The organism is Promicromonospora noduliphila (genome assembly GCF_056951025.1).
The window spans coordinates 1339412-1354922 of sequence record NZ_CM167806.1 but is presented as its reverse complement, the minus strand read 5'-3'; the positions used below and the strand labels follow the sequence as shown (position 1 = coordinate 1354922).

General features: G+C 70.9%; 14 protein-coding genes. 4 read left to right on the top strand and 10 right to left on the bottom strand.

Annotated features, from left to right (window positions below; translation table 11 throughout):
• Positions 1-39 precede the first annotated feature (39 nt).
• The 4 genes from AC0QU1_RS05885 to AC0QU1_RS05870 are packed head-to-tail and all read right to left on the bottom strand — an operon-like array spanning position 40 to position 4311.
• Positions 40-1131, bottom strand: a complete 1092-nt coding sequence (locus AC0QU1_RS05885; RefSeq protein ID WP_483575109.1) for a glycoside hydrolase family 172 protein — start codon at positions 1129-1131, stop codon at positions 40-42.
• Between the two features lie 38 nt (positions 1132-1169).
• Entirely contained in the window at positions 1170-2075 is a 906-nt protein-coding gene (locus AC0QU1_RS05880; protein ID WP_483575108.1) for a carbohydrate ABC transporter permease, read from the bottom strand.
• Positions 2072-3028, bottom strand: a complete 957-nt coding sequence (locus AC0QU1_RS05875) for a carbohydrate ABC transporter permease (protein WP_483575106.1) — start codon at positions 3026-3028, stop codon at positions 2072-2074. Before AC0QU1_RS05875 ends, AC0QU1_RS05880 begins: the two co-directional genes overlap by 4 nt.
• Complete coding sequence (locus AC0QU1_RS05870) at positions 3025-4311, bottom strand: ABC transporter substrate-binding protein (RefSeq protein ID WP_483575105.1); 1287 nt, start codon at positions 4309-4311, stop codon at positions 3025-3027. The genes AC0QU1_RS05875 and AC0QU1_RS05870 overlap by 4 nt, the downstream gene beginning before the upstream one ends.
• 164 nt (positions 4312-4475) lie before the next feature.
• Between AC0QU1_RS05870 and AC0QU1_RS05865 the strand changes: the two genes are divergently transcribed.
• Positions 4476-5489, top strand: a complete 1014-nt coding sequence (locus AC0QU1_RS05865; RefSeq protein WP_483575104.1) for a LacI family DNA-binding transcriptional regulator — start codon at positions 4476-4478, stop codon at positions 5487-5489.
• 18 nt (positions 5490-5507) lie between these two features.
• Here AC0QU1_RS05865 and AC0QU1_RS05860 read toward each other — a convergent pair whose 3' ends face one another.
• The 6 genes from AC0QU1_RS05860 to AC0QU1_RS05835 all read right to left on the bottom strand — a co-directional run bounded on the left by AC0QU1_RS05860 (position 5508) and on the right by AC0QU1_RS05835 (position 12227).
• Positions 5508-6467, bottom strand: coding sequence for a 3-hydroxyacyl-CoA dehydrogenase family protein (locus tag AC0QU1_RS05860; RefSeq protein WP_483575102.1), 960 nt, complete (start codon positions 6465-6467; stop codon positions 5508-5510).
• A gap of 42 nt (positions 6468-6509) precedes the next feature.
• A complete protein-coding gene (locus AC0QU1_RS05855; RefSeq protein ID WP_483575100.1) occupies positions 6510-7016 on the bottom strand; it encodes a ribose-5-phosphate isomerase in 507 nt (168 codons plus the stop codon).
• A complete protein-coding gene (locus AC0QU1_RS05850; protein ID WP_483575098.1) occupies positions 7013-8755 on the bottom strand; it encodes a dihydroxyacetone kinase family protein in 1743 nt (580 codons plus the stop codon). Before AC0QU1_RS05850 ends, AC0QU1_RS05855 begins: the two co-directional genes overlap by 4 nt.
• A 58-nt stretch (positions 8756-8813) precedes the next feature.
• A complete protein-coding gene (locus AC0QU1_RS05845) occupies positions 8814-9743 on the bottom strand; it encodes a sugar phosphate isomerase/epimerase family protein (RefSeq protein ID WP_483575096.1) in 930 nt (309 codons plus the stop codon).
• Between the two features lie 107 nt (positions 9744-9850).
• Positions 9851-10906 carry a LacI family DNA-binding transcriptional regulator gene (locus tag AC0QU1_RS05840; RefSeq protein ID WP_483575094.1) on the bottom strand — a complete coding sequence of 352 codons (1056 nt, stop codon included), beginning with the start codon at positions 10904-10906 and terminating at the stop codon, positions 9851-9853.
• A 310-nt stretch (positions 10907-11216) separates the two neighbouring features.
• Complete coding sequence (locus tag AC0QU1_RS05835) at positions 11217-12227, bottom strand: LacI family DNA-binding transcriptional regulator (protein ID WP_483616407.1); 1011 nt, start codon at positions 12225-12227, stop codon at positions 11217-11219.
• A gap of 77 nt (positions 12228-12304) precedes the next feature.
• Between AC0QU1_RS05835 and AC0QU1_RS05830 the strand changes: the two genes are divergently transcribed.
• Genes AC0QU1_RS05830 through AC0QU1_RS05820 form a run of 3 tightly spaced genes read left to right on the top strand, consistent with a single transcriptional unit; the run spans position 12305 to position 15482 of the window.
• A complete protein-coding gene (locus AC0QU1_RS05830) occupies positions 12305-13234 on the top strand; it encodes a carbohydrate ABC transporter permease (RefSeq protein ID WP_483575093.1) in 930 nt (309 codons plus the stop codon).
• Positions 13231-14124 (top strand): carbohydrate ABC transporter permease, encoded by an 894-nt coding sequence (locus AC0QU1_RS05825; RefSeq protein ID WP_483575092.1) that lies wholly within the window; start codon positions 13231-13233, stop codon positions 14122-14124. Before AC0QU1_RS05830 ends, AC0QU1_RS05825 begins: the two co-directional genes overlap by 4 nt.
• Positions 14125-14153: 29 nt before the next feature.
• Positions 14154-15482, top strand: coding sequence for an ABC transporter substrate-binding protein (locus tag AC0QU1_RS05820; RefSeq protein ID WP_483575090.1), 1329 nt, complete (start codon positions 14154-14156; stop codon positions 15480-15482).
• The last annotated feature ends 29 nt before the right edge of the window (positions 15483-15511 follow it).

Here is a 15511-nt window from a genome sequence, read left to right as displayed (position 1 = left end):
GGCCCGGGCACGCCGCCGGCCGGTGACGGCCGGCGTTCCTCAGCGCGGTTCGCGCCGAGGGGCTGGTGGCAGCGGCGCGCCGGAGCCTGCCGGGCTGTCCTGGTACCAGTAGGCGGTGGTGCAGACGTCGTCGGCGCGCTCGAACAGCATCCCGCCGCGGTCCCCGATCTGCTGCAGGGTGACGCGCAAGGCGGTGTCGAACCTGATGGGGTCGGGCAGGTGCCAGCGGTACATGCCGTGGCCCGGCGGCATCGTGACGTCGTACGGCGAGGCGCCGGTCCGGTCCTCGACCAGCCGCTGGTGGTAGCCGAGGTAGGCCGAGCTGAAGGTCTGGCTGCGCGGGGTCGGCACGGCGCCGAGGTGGTCCTGGAACGCCCAGGCTCCCCCCACGTAGTCCTCCAGGCCGGTGCCGCAGATGGTCGGCAGCTCGTCGTCGCCGTCGAGGAAGAACTTCATCTCGCCCTCGCCCCACCAGAAGCGCTCCAGCGCCGTCACCCCGATGTAGGTGCCCACGTACGCGCCGCGCCCGCGGACGTCGTCCAGCACCACGTGGTCCGTGCCGCGCGGGGCCGCGGGGTCGGACCGGCTCCACCGGGCGTGGAGGTAGCCGAGGTCGTCGCCGAGATCGTCGTCCAGCGAGTAGTCGACCTGGTAGAACACCCCTTCCAGGTCCCTGGCGTGCTCGTTCACCAGCTCGATGCGGGCGGACGTGCGGAACGGCATGGGCAGGTACCAGTTGAAGCCGCCGTTCGGCGCGACGACCACCCCGGCGGAGTGCACGGGGGACGCCGTGGCGAACCCGCTGAGGAAGAAGTCGCCGAACGGCACCTCGACGGCGGGCCGGGCCGCGCCGTCCCAGGTGATGCGGAGCACGAGGTCGCGCAGCACGTACGGGCCGGCGTCGGTGGTGCGGGGCAGGGTGAACCAGAGGTGGCGGATCACGCCGGGCCCCGTGAGGTCCGCGATGGTCGCGCTCTGCCCGGCCCCGATCGTGATGCACGGCCGCCCCTTGCGGCCGGGGCCGAGGCGGGAGGCGGCGGTACCGCCGGCCCCCACGGCCCCGGTCGGGTTCTCGGCGCTGAGGGAACGGCTGCGCGTGCCGTCCAGTCGGGTGTAGGCAGGCAGAGGCACGGACGAGCTCCAGGGGGTTCGGGGAGAGATGGTTCGGGTCATTTGACGGCTCCGGCGGTCACGCCTCGGGTGAGCGTGCGCTGGAAGAGGAAGAAGAACACCAGGGTCGGCAGCAGCGACAGCAGCGAGGCGGCGGCGAGCTGCGTGACGTCGAGCGTGTTCTGCCCCTTGAGCGCGGCGAGCGCGACGGGGATCGTCTGGGCGTCGGGCGTGATCAGCATGATCATCGGGATGAAGAACTCGTTCCAGGTCCAGACGAAGAAGAAGACGAGCAGCACGGACATCGTCGGGCGCATCACCGGGACCACGATGCGGGTGAGGATGGTCCAGCGGTTGGCGCCGTCCACCCGGGCCGCCTCGATGAGCTCGGTCGGAAAGGTGCCGAGCACCGAGCTGAGCAGGTAGGTGCCGAACGCCGCCTGCAGCACCACGAAGATGAACACCACCGCCCACACGGAGTTCTGCAGGCCGAGGGCCTGCGCGCCCGTGAACAGGGGGTATATCAGCGCCTCCTGCGGCAGGATCGTGGCCATGAGCAGCACGAACACCACCCAGGTGCGGCCGCGGACCCGGCCGATCCCGATGGCGTAGGCGCTGAGCATCGACAGCGCGACGCCGAGCACGGCCACCGTCCCGGCGATGAGCACCGAGTTGCCCAGGAGCTGGAGGTAGTCGACGCTGCCGAGGTAGCGCGCGAACGCGTCGGCGGTCCAGGTCTCGGGCAGGGCCAGCGGGCCGCGCCGGGAGTAGTCGGCCCCGGTCTTGAAGGCGTTGACCACCAGCAGGTAGAAGGGCACCAGCACGACGGCGGCGACCAGCACCGCGACGCCGAGCAGCGTCCACCGCTGCGCGGTCAGCCGCACGACGACGTTCCGGTCCCGGCGGCGCCGTCGGCTCGCCGTGGTCGTCGCCCGCCGCGGGCGGGTCGTCTGCGCCACGCTCATCGGTCCTCCATGGATCGCGCCTGCCAGAAGATCAGCCCGGCGGCGACGAGGCCGGTGATGAGGGCCAGCGTCGTGGCCGACGCCGCGCCGTAGCCGACGCGGGAGAGCTCGAAGAAGTTGCGGTAGGAGAAGAACGACGGCACGTACGTCGAGCTCTCGGGCCCGCCCTTGGTGAGGATGAGGATCGGGGCGAACAGCTTCATCGCGCCGATGGTCGCGGTGAGGACCACGACGTACAGGTCGGTCCGGATGTGCGGGACGGTGATGGCCCAGAACCTGCGCCACCAGCCCGCTCCGTCGATCTCGGCGGCCTCGTGCAGCTCCGGGTCGATGCGCTGCAGGGCCGACATGAAGATCACCACGGGGTAACCGATCTGCAGCCAGACGAGCATCAGCATGATGGCCCGCAGCGCGATGTCCGGATCGCCGAGCCAGTCCGGGACGTCGGCGACGCCCATGCCGCGCAGCACCGCGTTGAGCGCGCCGTCCCGCGTCTCCAGGATCCAGCTCCACAGCACGCCGGCGACGGCGATGGGCAGGATCTGCGGGAGGTAGTAGCTGGCCCGCAGCGCGGACGCCACCCGGCTGCCGAAGGCCCGGCCCAGGTAGTCGAACAGCAGGGCCGCCAGCACCAGGCCGATGACCGTCGGCACGACGGCGACCGCCCCGATGAGGTAGACGGTGTTGCCGAACGACTGCCAGAAGACGTCGTCCTGCGCCAGCTCGCGGTAGTTGGCCAGGCCCACCCAGGTGCGCGGGGCGGCGCCGCCCTGCCACTCGAAGAAGCTGTAGTACAGGTTGGCGCCGAACGGCACGAGCACGATGGCCGCGAACCCGAGCAGGATCGGCGCGAGGTACACCCAGTAGGTCACCGGCGGCCGGGGGCGCTTCCCGGCCGCCGCCGTCCGGACGGTGGTCGGCGGCGCCGCCGACGGCGTGGCTGCCGCCGTCATGGCTTGCCGGCGTCGTAGAACTCCTGCAGCGCCGCCAGGAACTCGTCGGTGTCGGTCGAGCCGTTCGACAGGGCCTGCAGCTCGCTCATCTGGAAGTCGAGCAGGCCGGGCACGGGGTAGTCCGGGTAGAACGACAGGGCGTCGCGCGACTTGATCTCGTCGAACTGCTCGTTCAGGTCCCGCATCCGGTCGTCCTCGATCGACGCGGTGTCACCGGCCACCGGGATGCCGCCCTGCGCGGCGATCTCGTTCTGCACCTCCGGCGACAGCGTGGTCTCGATCCAGTCGTACGCCAGGTCCTTGTGCTCGGCGTTGGCCGGTACCCCCCACAGGTGCCCGGACGCGCCGGCGTTGAGCTGCGCCTCGGGGAACGTGAAGGTGCCCCACTCGAAGTCGGCCTCCTCGTGGACGCGGCTGAAGGACCAGGTGCCGTTCGCCATGAACGGGAACTCGCCGGCGATGAAGGCGCGCTCCATCTCGTCGGCCTTGATGCCGGCGAGCTGCGACCCGAGGTAGCCCTTGTCGATCCACTCGGCGAGCCGCTCCGTCCCCGCGCGGAACGGCCCGGACGTCACGTCCGGCTCGCCCTGCAGAAAGATGAAGTCGTCGACGTCCTGCCGGTCCGCCGCCGAGGAGATGAGCTGCCACCAGGTCTGCAGCACCGCGTGCTCGCCCGCGTTGCTCGACACCGGCGTGATCCCGTCGGCGAGGAACGCGTCGAACATGGCCTCCAGCTCGGCCATGGTCTGCGGCGGCTCGGTGAAGCCGTGCTCGGCCAGCAGGTCGGCGTTGTAGTAGATCGTGAAGAACGACGCGATGTTCGGCACGCCGTACCAGTCCCCCGAGCCGGCGTTGCCGTTCTCGTCGTAGACGGCGAGCGAGCGGACCGAGCCGGTGATCTTCTCGTCCCAGCCGCGCTCCTCCACCACGTCGGTCAGCGGGTCCAGCAGGCCCTGCGCCGCGAGCTGCCCGCCGTCGGCGTTGCCGGTGTTGAACTGCATGACGTCGGGCACGTCGTTGCCCGTCAGCAGGATCTTGGCGTTCGAGCGGATCGAGTCGAAGCTCGTGCTGGCGAACTCCACCTCGACGTCCGGGTGCTCCTCCTGGAAGATCTCCAGCGCGCGCTGCCAGCCCTTGTACTGGGCGGTCGAGGTGGTCTCGTACTGCAGGATCGTGAACGTGTCGTCCTGCGACCCGGACCCCGAGCAGGCGGCGAGCCCGGTCACGGTGAGCGCGAGCGCGAGGACGCCTGCCGCGCCCCTGCGCCGATCGATGTGCTTCATTGCTTCTCCCACGTCGTCGATGACTGTCGGACGCTGGCTCCCGCCGTGACCCGGTCGCCATCGGTGGTAACGCTACCTCGTGTCGCTTGCGGCCGTCCAGCAGGCATAGGGGCGACTATCGGTCACGTTCTGGTAACGTCACCTCTGAACGAGGGAGAGTGCGGATGGTGACGATCAACGACGTGGCGCGGCTGGCCGGCGTCAGCCCGATGACCGCGTCGCGCGTGGTCAACGGGACGGGCAACGTGCGCCCGGAGTCGCGGACCAAGGTGGAGGCCGCCGTCGAGGCGCTCGGGTACGCCCCGAACCACGCCGCCTCGGCGCTGCGCCGCCGGGGCGGGCCGACCTGGACGGTCGGCCTCATCCTGGAGAACGTCGCCAACCCGTTCCAGGCCCGGCTGCACCGCGAGATCGAGGACGCCGTCCGCGGGCGCGGCTCCCTGGTGCTGTCCGCGAGCACCGACGAGGACCGCGACCGCATGACCGACCTCATCCGCGAGTTCCGGTCCCGGCAGGTCGACGGCCTCGTGGTCGCCCCACCGCCCGGCGACCAGTCCTACCTGGCGGCCGTGCAGCGCCAGGGCATCCCGATCGTCCTGGTGGACCGGCCGGCGGTCGGCATCGCCGCCCCGGCCGCGCTGTCCGACGGCCGGGGCGGCACCCGCGAGGCCGTCCGCCACCTCGTCGCGCACGGGCACCGGCGCATCGCGTACGTCACCGACCTGCGCTCGGCCACCATGCGCGAGCGGCACGCCGGGTTCCTCGACGGGCTGGCGGAGCACCGCATCGCGCCCGACCAGGCGGTGATCCGCACCGACATCGAGACGCCGGAGGCCGCCACCGCCGTCGTCCGCGAGCTGCTGGCGCTGGAGGACCCGCCGACGGCCCTGGTCACCGGCCGGGACGGGACCACCGTCGGGGTGGCACGCGGCCTGCACGCCGCGGGTGCGCAGCACCGGGTGGCGATGGTCGGCTTCGACGACGTCGAGCTCGCCGACCTGATCGACCCCGGCCTGACGGTCATCGCGCAGGACGCCGTCGCCGTCGGGCGGACCGCGGCCCAGCTCCTGCTCACCCAGCTCGCCGACCGGGGAACCCCGGTCGAGGGCGCGCACCTGCCGACCGTCCTGATCCCGCGGGGGTCCGGCGAGCTCCCGGGGCCGCACCGGAACGCCTGACCAGGACGGCCGTCCCGGTCAGGCCGGTGCCGGGCCGAGGGACCGCACGAGCCTGCCCATCTCCCCGTAGGCCTTGTTCCGGTAGGCGACCAGCGCCCTGACCTGCTCCGGCGTGTAGTCCCGCGTCAGCCCCCTGCCGTTCTTCACGCCCTTGCGGTCGCCTGCCACGGCGTCCTTGATCAGACCCGGCGTCGCGAGGCGCTCGCCGAAGTTCTCCTCGAACGTGCGGAACCCGCCCGCGTAGACGTCGAGCCCCGCCTGGTCGGCGATGGCGAACGGCCCGAAGAACCCGAGCCGGAAGCCGAACGTCGTGCGCACCACGGTGTCGATGTCCTCCGGCGAGGCGATGCCCTCCTCCGCGATCGACATGGCCTCCTTGAGCAGCACGTACTGCAGGCGGTTGAGGACAAAACCCGGCACGTCGGCCACGAGGGCGCCCTGCCGCTCCGCCCGCGCCAGCAGCTCGCGCACCACCGGTACGACCTCGGGGTCCGTGCGGTCGCTCAGGACCAGCTCGACGCCGGGGATGAACGGCGCGGGGTTGGAGAAGTGCACGGTGAGGAACCGCTCGGGGTGCGTCACGGCGGTGGCAAGCACCCGCGCGGGGATCGTCGAGGTGTTGCTGCCGATGATCGCGTCGGCCCGTGCGGCCGCCGAGACGCGGCCGAGCACGTCGTGCTTGACCTCGACCGACTCGAACACCGCCTCCTCGACGAAGTCGGCGTGCGCGACGGCCTCCTCGATCGACGCAGCGGTGCTCAGGTTGGCGCGGATCGTCTCGGTGGCACCGGCGTCGTACAGACCCTCGTCCTCGAACTCGCGGGCCTCCGCGAGCAGCCGCTCGTGCGCGGCCTGCGTGGCGGACGCCGAGACGTCGGCGATGGTGACCGGGAGCCCGGCGAGCGCGAACGACTGCGCGATGCCCCCACCCATGTACCCGGCCCCCACGACGGCGACCGAACTGATGCTCGTGACCATGATGTCCTTCCTGACGGGCTACTGAAACGTTTACGAACAGGCTCAACCGCAGGACGCCGCGTTCGGCGCCGGGTCGCTCTCGGCGGCGCCGTCCTCGATCTCCCCGATCGCGGCCACCTTGGGCGCCGACGGCGAACCCGGGTCGAACCGGTAGCCGAGCCACTCGCGGGTCAGCCGGCGGGCCAGCTCGATCCCGACGACGCGCTGCCCGAAGCAGAGGACCTGGGCGTTGTTCGAGAGCACGGCGCGCTCGACCGAGAAGGAGTCGTGGGCGGTCACCGCGCGCACGCCGGGCACCTTGTTGGCCGCGATCGCCACGCCGAGCCCCGTGCCGCACACGAGCAGCGCCCGGTCCGCCTCTCCGGCGACGACCAGCCGGCCCGCGGCGGCACCGACGTACGGGTAGGCGGTGTGCTCGTCGCTCCCCACGCCGACGTCGACCACCGAGGCGACCCGCTCGTCCGCCTCCAGGTCCCGCTTCAGGATCTCCTTGTACTCGTACCCGGCGTCGTCGGAGCCGATCACCAGTCGCAGTCCGTCCAGCGTCATGATTCCACCTTCGAGCTCGTGGGCGTGGGGATGCCGACCTCGGCACCCGCCTCGCTCAGCAGGAGGGCGAGCGAGGTCGCCCCGGGGTCCGGGGTGCCGAGGCTCTTGTCCCCGAGCACCCGCGCGCGGCCCCGGCGGGCCGCGATGTTCGTGGTCGCGGCCGCGCCGTCGCGCGCGGCCGCGACCGTGGCCCGCCAGGCGTCCGCGGGTGCAGCCCCCGCGCCGGCGGCCGCGACGAGCGCGTCGACGGCCGGGTGCAGCGCGTCCACCAGCGTCTTGTCCCCGACGCGCGCGCCGCCCACCGCCGCCACCTGGTCCCGGGCCGCGGCGATCCCGGCCACGAGGCGGTCGAAGGTGACGGCCGCGTCCGCCGGTAGCTCGCCGGCGAGCGCGAGCAGGCCGACGCCCCACAACGCCCCCGACGTCCCGCCCGCCTTGTCCGCCCAGGCGTCGGCCGCGCGCCGCAGCACGGACGGGGCATCTCCCCCGGCCGCGAAGGCGGCCTCGGCCGCGCGGACGGCGGCGTCGATCCCGCGGCACATGCCCCGGCCGTGGTCACCATCCGCCGCCACCGCGTCGAGGTCGCCGAGCATCTGCTCGGCGTCGTGCAGCGCGACCTGTGCCCGGCGCAGGATGGCCACGACCGTACCCGCCGCGGCGATCGCCTCCGGTGTGGTGGCCGGCAACAGCTCGGTCTCCGGTTCGGTGGGCAGCGCGGCAGGCGCCGAGGCGGGCGCCGGACGCCACCCGCCGTGGCGGAACCCTGGCGTGTCGGCGGGGGCGAGCCACAGGCGCTCGAGCTCGTCGTCCAGCCAGGTGACCGTGAGCGAGCAGCCGGCCATGTCCAGGCTCGTCACGTACTCACCCACCAGCGGCGCGACGATCCGTACGCCGCGCTCCACGAGCAGGTCGTGCACGCTGTCCCACAGGACGAACAGCTCCTCGTACTTGACGTTGCCGAGGCCGTTGAGCAGCACGGCGGCCCGGCCGTCGGCATCGGCCGGGCGCTCCGCGAGCACGCGGTCGACGAGCTCGGCGGCGAGACCCGCCGCCGTCGGCCGGGCCTCTTCGCCGACGCCGGGCTCGCCGTGGATGCCGAGCCCCCAGCCGGCCACCCCCGGCTCCAGGCTGAACAGCGGGTGGTCGTGGCCCGGCAGGGTGCAGCCGTCGAAGGCGACCCCGAAGGACTGCGTGCGCTGGTTGCCGCGGGCAGCGAGCCGGTTCACCTCCGCCAGGTCCGCACCCTCCTCGGCGGCGGCACCGGCGAGCTTGAAGACAACGAGGTCGCCGGCGACGCCGCGGCGCTCCTCGGCACGGTCGGCGGGAGCAGATGCGACGTCGTCGGTCACCAGGAGGATGGTGACCTCGGTGCCCTGGGCGCGCAGGCGGCTGGCCGCCGCGCCGAAGTTGAGCACGTCGCCCGCGTAGTTCCCGAAGGTGACGAACACGCCGGCGCCCGCGTCGGCGGCGCGGCACACGTCGAGCACCTGGCGGGTGGACGGCGAGGTGAAGATGTCGCCGCACACGGCGGCGTCGGCGAGGCCGTCGCCGACCAGGCCCGCGAAGGCGGGGTAGTGGCCGGATCCCCCGCCGACGACGACGGCGACCTTGCCGGGGCGGGTGCCGTCCGCGCGGGCGATGCCGCCGGGGACCTGGCGGAGCCGGCCGGGGTGGGCCTTGACGAGGCCGCGCAGGGCCTCGGGGACGAAGTCTTCCGGTCTGTTGTGGACGTAGGTCATCTCACCTGCACCTTTGCTCGGGGACCTGGTTGCTGCTGACTCTGCTGACGGCGAGTGGCTACCGCCCGGCGCCCCGGAGCACGTCACGGATGTACTCCCGGTTGATGGCGGCGACGCCGAGGCTGTCCGACCCGTAGTGCTCGCACACGAAGACCCCGTCGAACCCCAGCTCGAGGGCCCTGCGGATCACGGCGCGATAGTTCACGACGCCCTGGACGAGCGGCGTCGGGTGCGTGGCGTAGGAGCCCGTGGCCGGGTCCTCGTCCCGCGTGTAGTTCTTGATGTGCCAGAAGTTGGTCAGGGGCAGGACCTTCTCGAACATCGTCGGGATGTCCTCGATCGGCCGGTGCAGGCGCACCAGGTTGCCGAGGTCGGGGTTGATGCCGACGTTGTCGCGGTCGACGTCCTGCACGAACCGCACCGCGAGGTCGGGGGTGCCGACGTACGTGTCCTCGTACATCTCGAGGCTGACCTGCACGCCGAGGTCGCGCGCATGGTCGGCGAGCTCGCGGATGCGGGCCACGGCGAGGTCGTAGGTGTCCTTGTCGTCGAGGTCGTCGTGGTGCCCCTCGGCCAGCCAGAACCACAGGGCGCGCTCCTGGGCGGGGGTCAGGGCCTGCATGAAGCCGAAGTTGACGACCTCCGCCCCGAGCTCGGGGGCGCGGTCGATGATCCGGTGGCCGAAGCGCAGGTAGTCCGCGCCGCGCTGGGCGTCGACGACGCTCCGTCGGGTGGTCGACACGGACGGGACCGACAGGCCGGTCTCCTTCAGCACGGCGAGCAGCTCGGCGAACCGCGCATCGCTCAGCTCGCCGATCGACAGCCAGGCGTCGGTCGGGTCAACGTGTGCGAAACCCAGGTCGGCCACCTGCTGGAGCTGCGCGCGCCAGGACTCGGCCGGCGCGTCGACGTTGGGGGTGCCGTCCGCCGTCGTCGACCCGAAGGACAGCATGTTGGCCGCGATGGGCCAGGTGTCGGCTGTGCGCATGTGCGATCTCCGTCGATCCGCGATGCCGCAAGGCATCTCTGTCGTTCGCCGGGCGGCTCGCCCGACGGGGTGGTCCTTGCTCCGCCGGTTCCAGGCCCGGCGGTCACTCAGCCCCGCTTGTCCCGGAGCAGCTCGGCCCGGGGCGCGGCGGTCGAGTCCCGGACGACGAACGTGGTGGCGATCTCGATGTGGTGCGAGTCGACGGGCTTGCCCTCGTGCAGCTGTTGTACGGTGAGCAGCGCCCGCCGGCCGATCTCCTCCAGCGGCTGCCGGACGGCGGTGAGCGGCGGGTTGGCCCACGACGCGAGCGGCGTGTCGTCGTAGGCCACGAGGCTGACGTCCTCCGGGACCCGCAGGCCGGTGCGCCGGGCCGCCTCCAGCACGCCCATCGCCTGGGCGTCGCTGCCGGCGAAGACCGCCGTGGGCGGGTCGGGACGACGGAACCACTGCTCCGCGACCTCGACGGCCTGGTCGTGGTCGAAGCGGATCGGGCGGACCAGGTCGGGTTCGACCGGCACGCCCTGCTGCCGGCAGTAGGTGAGGAAGCCGTCGAGGCGCGCCACGGCGCTGAGCGACTCCGACGGTCCCGCCACGACCCCGATGTGCCGGTGCCCGAGCCCGACCAGGTGCTCCGCGGCGCTCCGCCCACCGAGCCAGTTCGTGGACCCGACCGACACCACGCCCTCCTCTGTAACCTCGAGCGGGTCGATCACCACGAGCGGGACACGGGCGCGCGCCAGGCTCGCGTAGACGTCCGGGCCGAGCCCGGACGTCAGCACGATCGCACCCACGCGCTCGGCGGCGGCGAGCCGCTGGGCCCACGCCGCGCTCGACTCCGGCACCCCGCGCGCGGACCTGCGGCGCACCCGCCCGACGACGACCTCCAGGTCCAGCTCCTCGGCGGCGAGCACCACACCACGCAGGATCTGCGTCGCATAGGTGGTGTTCAGGGCGTCGACCATGAGCTCGACGGTGTGCGCAGTGCGGACCCGGGAGGGCCCCCGGTAGCCGAGCTCGGTGATCGCCGTCTCGACCCGCTCCCTGGTGCCCTCCGCGACGTCGGGCCGCCCGTGCACGACCTTGGACACCGTGGCGGTGGACACGCCCGCGTGCGCGGCCACGGCGGAGAGGTTGGGGCGCGCCGGCCCGGTCTTCTTCGTCAAGCCTGCCTCCTCGTTCCGACCGTTTGTATCTCGAACGTCCGAAAATCACAAGGGTCGGCCGGGCGCCGACCGGTCCGCCATCGCCGTCCTTGGCGGAGCCTTCCGCAGAAGAACAGGCAGTTTCTCCGCATCAGTTTTCCGGCAGGCACCGAAAACTTTCGACGACGGTAGCCCGGCCGCTGGGGGTGTCGGGCCAAGCAGGCCGAGGCACGGGTCGCCCGTTGACATGCACGGCGGCGCGACCTACTTTATCGATAAACATCGCCAGCCGCGATGGGCACTCGAGGAAGAGAAAGCCGTGACCCACCGACTACCGACCGGGTACGTGGGCGAGCGTCGACTCGCGCACGACGATCCGGGCCGACATCACCGACTCCACCACGTCGCCGGGGGCCGTGTCGCCGGCGTCGACGCGTCGCAGGAGCAGGTCCATGATGCGCTCGGCCATCGAGTCGTTGTCGGGGTCCATGGTGGTCAGCCGCGGGATGAGGTACTCACCCTCCGCGTCGTTGTCGAAGCCGACCACCTGGACGTCGTCGGGAACCCGCAGGCCGACGTCGGCCAGCGCGCGCAGCGCACCCATCGCGGCCGCGTCGGTCAGGGCGAAGGCGCCGTCGAACGGGACGCCGTCGCGGTGCAGCCGCATGACGGCCTCGTACCCGTCCTTCGTGGTGAAGGACACCGCGTCGACCACCAGCCGCTCGTCGACCGGCAGGCCCGCCTTGGCGTACGCGTTGCGGTAGCCGCGGCTGCGCAGCGTCGCCATGCTGTCGACACCCTGGTCCGGGCGGCCGCCGAGCAGCGCGATGCGCCGGGCACCGCGTTCGAGCATGTACGACGTCGCGAGCTCGGCGCCCCCGACGTTGTCCATCATCACGTGGTCGAACTCGCCGGCCAGCCGCCGCTCGCCGAGCAGGACGACGGGGACCTCGATGCCGGCGCGGCGCACGTCGGCGGTGTCGATCTGCACCGGGCTGAACACCAGGCCGTCGTAGGGCCGCACCCGCTCGGGGGAGATGGCGGCGAGCTCGCCCTCCCGGCTCGCGCCGGTGCGCTCGATGATGACGTGGTACCCCTGCGACTGGGCCAGGGTGTCCAGGCGAGCCGCGAGGTGCGCGTAGTAGGGCCCGTCCAGGTGCGGCACCAGCAGCCCGATCGCCCCGCTGCGGCCGGCCCGGAGCTGCCGCGCGGTGGCGTTCACCCGGTAGCCGAGCCGGGCCACCGCCTCGAGCACGCGAGCACGGGTGTCCTCGCTAGCCCCCGGTCGCCCGTTGATGACATTCGAGACCGTCATCGTCGAGACACCGGCTTCGAGTGCCACGTCGCTCATCTTCACCACGCCGACCATCATGACACCCCGCGCTCGACGGCCTGCCCCCGTCGCGCCGGCGTCAGCCCATGGCTCTGATCAAGGAGGACCAGACCGCCGTGAAGCAGCTCCTGTACTCCAAGAGGCTCGCGCCCTACCTGTTCATCCTGCCGTTCCTCGCCACGCTCGCCGTCTTCTGGGTCATCCCGCTGGGCCGGTCGTTCCTGATGAGCACCCAGGAGGTGCTCTACGGCCAGGCGACGTTCATCGGGCTCGACAACTACGAGCGCCTGTGGGGCGACCGCATCTTCTGGCAGGCCCTGTTCAACAGCGTCCGCTACATGGTGCTCACCCTGGTGCTCCTCATCCCGATCCCGCTGGCGCTGGCCGCGCTGGTCAACTCGAACATCGGCAGCGCGCGGATCAAGGGGTTCTTCAAGGCCTCGCTGTTCGTGCCCGCGCTGACCTCCGTCGTGGTCGCCGGGATCGTCTTCCGCCTCATCTTCGCGGAGTCCGACTCCGCGATGATGAACCAGGTCGCCGAGTTCCTCGGCTTCGGCCCCGTCCGCTGGCTGCGCAGCGACCTCACCGGGCTCGTGGCCCTGCTGGCCATCGCGCTCTGGCGGTGGACAGGGGTGAACATGATGTACTTCCTGGCCGGCATGCAGGCGATCCCCACCGAGTACTACGAGGCGGCATCGATCGACGGGGCGAGCAAGTTCCGCCAGTTCATCCACATCACGATCCCGAACCTGCGGCCGACCATCGTCTACGTCGTCACGATCAGCGTCTACGGCGGCCTGTCGATGTTCCTCGAGAGCTTCGTGCTCTACGCCGGCAACAACTCCCCCAACAACCAGGGCCTCACGGTCGTCGGCTACCTCTACCGCAAGGGCATCGAGGAGAACGACCTCGGCTTCGCCTCGGCCGTCGGTGTGGTGCTGCTCGTGATCATCATGACGATCAACATCTCCTACCTCGTCGCCAGCGGGACCTTCAAGAAGGAGGCCGAGTCATGACCACCCTGCGCCAGGAAGACCACGCGACGACCGCTCGTCCCGCCGCTGCCCGCCGGCGCACGGGGCCCTCCACGGCGGCGTGGATCCAGAGTGCGTTCCTCGTCGTGATGGCCCTGATCGCGCTGGTCCCCATCCTGGCGATCTTCGTGGGCACGTTCCAGGACGGCAACGAGGTGATCCGGCGGGGCATGACGTTCGACGTCGACCTCGGCACGCTCAGCCTGGACAACTACGTGCTGCTGTTCACCGACTCAGGGCCGTACTTCCGGTGGTTCGCCAACACGCTGCTGCTGACGGTCGCGCAGGTGGCGGGCACGCTGCTGGTGAGCTCGTTCGTCGCCTACGGCTTCGCGATGTACGAGTTCAGGACCAAGACGCTGTGGTTCATCATGGTGCTCCTCGTCATGACCGTGCCGTTCGAGATGCTCATGCTCCCCCTGTACGTCCAGGTGAACGACATGGGGCTGGCCGACACCTACACGGTGATCGTGCTGCCCTTCCTGGCGTCGGCAGTGACGATCTTCTTCTTCCGCCAGTACTTCCTGGGGATACCGAAGGAGATCCTCGAGGCCGGGCGGGTCGACGGAGTCAGTGAGTTCGGGATCTTCTTCCGCCTGGTGCTGCCGATCACCAGGCCGGCCATGGCCGCCATGGCGATCCTCAACGGAATGATCTGCTGGAACAACTTCCTCTGGCCGCTGCTGGTCTTGCGCAGCCCCGAGAAGTTCACGCTCCCCATCGGCCTCAACACGCTGCTCACGCCGTACGGCAACAACTACGAGCTGCTCATCATCGGGGCCTTCTTCTCGCTGATCCCGATCCTCATCCTCTTCCTCGCCTTCCAGCGGTTCTTCATCGAGGGAATCACCGCGGGAGCGGTCAAAGGCTGACCCCTCCCCATACCGAACGGAGAAAACTCATGACCAGGCTACGGACGACGGTGTCCACGCTGATCGCCGCGCTCGCGGTGACGGCGCTGACCGCCTGCGGCGGCGGCCAGCCCGAAGCACCGACCAAGAACGCCGACGGCTCGACCACGCTGAACATGTGGACGTTCGCCGACGTGCACGCCACGTACTACGAGGAGATGGCCGAGCGGTGGAACGAGGCCAACCCCGACCAGGAGATCAAGCTCGAGGTCACCGTCTACCCCTACGACGACATGCACAACAAGCTGCAGCTCGCGGTGAACTCCGGTGAGGGCCTGCCGGACGTGGTCGACATCGAGGTGAACAAGTTCGCCAACTTCGTCAAGGGCGAGAACCCGCCGCTCATGGACCTGACCGAGGCAGCGGCGCCGTACAAGGACGACGTCGTCCAGGCCCGCCTCGACCTGTACAGCAAGGACGGGACGATCTACGGGTTCCCGACGCACGTGGGTGCCTTCACCACCTTCTACAACACGGAGGCGCTGGAGGGCGCGGGCATCGACTACACGACCATCAAGACCTGGGACGACTTCAAGGAGGCCGGGGTCAGGTACCACGAGGAGACCGGCAAGGCGTTCGGCGTGGCCAGCACCAGCGTCATGTTCCTCGAACCGCTCATCACGGCGCAGCTCGGCGGGCAGTACATCGACGCAGAGGGCAACGTGCAGGTGAACAGCCCCGAGGTGGTCGAGAGCCTCTCGATGATCAAGGACATGCAGGACGCGGGCGCCGTCTCCACGATCCCCGGCGGCAGCCCCGACTCCGAGGAGGCGTACGGCGCCATCAACGACGGCGACTACGCCGCGATCGTCTACCCGGCGTGGTACACGTCCCGGTTCGTCGACTACATGCCCGACCTCGCCGGCAAGGTGGCCATCGCGCCGGCGCCGGTGCCCGACGACGCCGTCGTGCAGACCATCGGTGGCGGCGGCACCGGGGCCGCGGTGCCCGTGGTCTCGCCGAACAAGGACCTCGCCGCCGAGTGGCTGGCGTTCGCCAAGCTGTCCCCCGAGGCCAACGTCGCCGTGTGGGAGGTACTGGGCTTCGACCCGGTGAACATGGCCGTCTGGGAGGACGAGGACGTCACCAAGGACCCGGAGAACAAGTTCAACAAGTACTTCCAGACCAACCTGTTCGACGTGCTCAACGAGGTCAAGGACGGCATCGGGCACTTCGAGTCGTTCAGCGACCCGAACTGGCCCACCGTCGACGACACGTTCCGCACGATCACGCTCAACGAGATCTACGAGAACGGCACGCCGGTCCAGGAGGCCCTGGACCAGACGCAGGCCGACCTGCAGAACCAGCTGGGGCAGTAAGGCCCTGACCCTCTGAGCGCGGGCGGGGC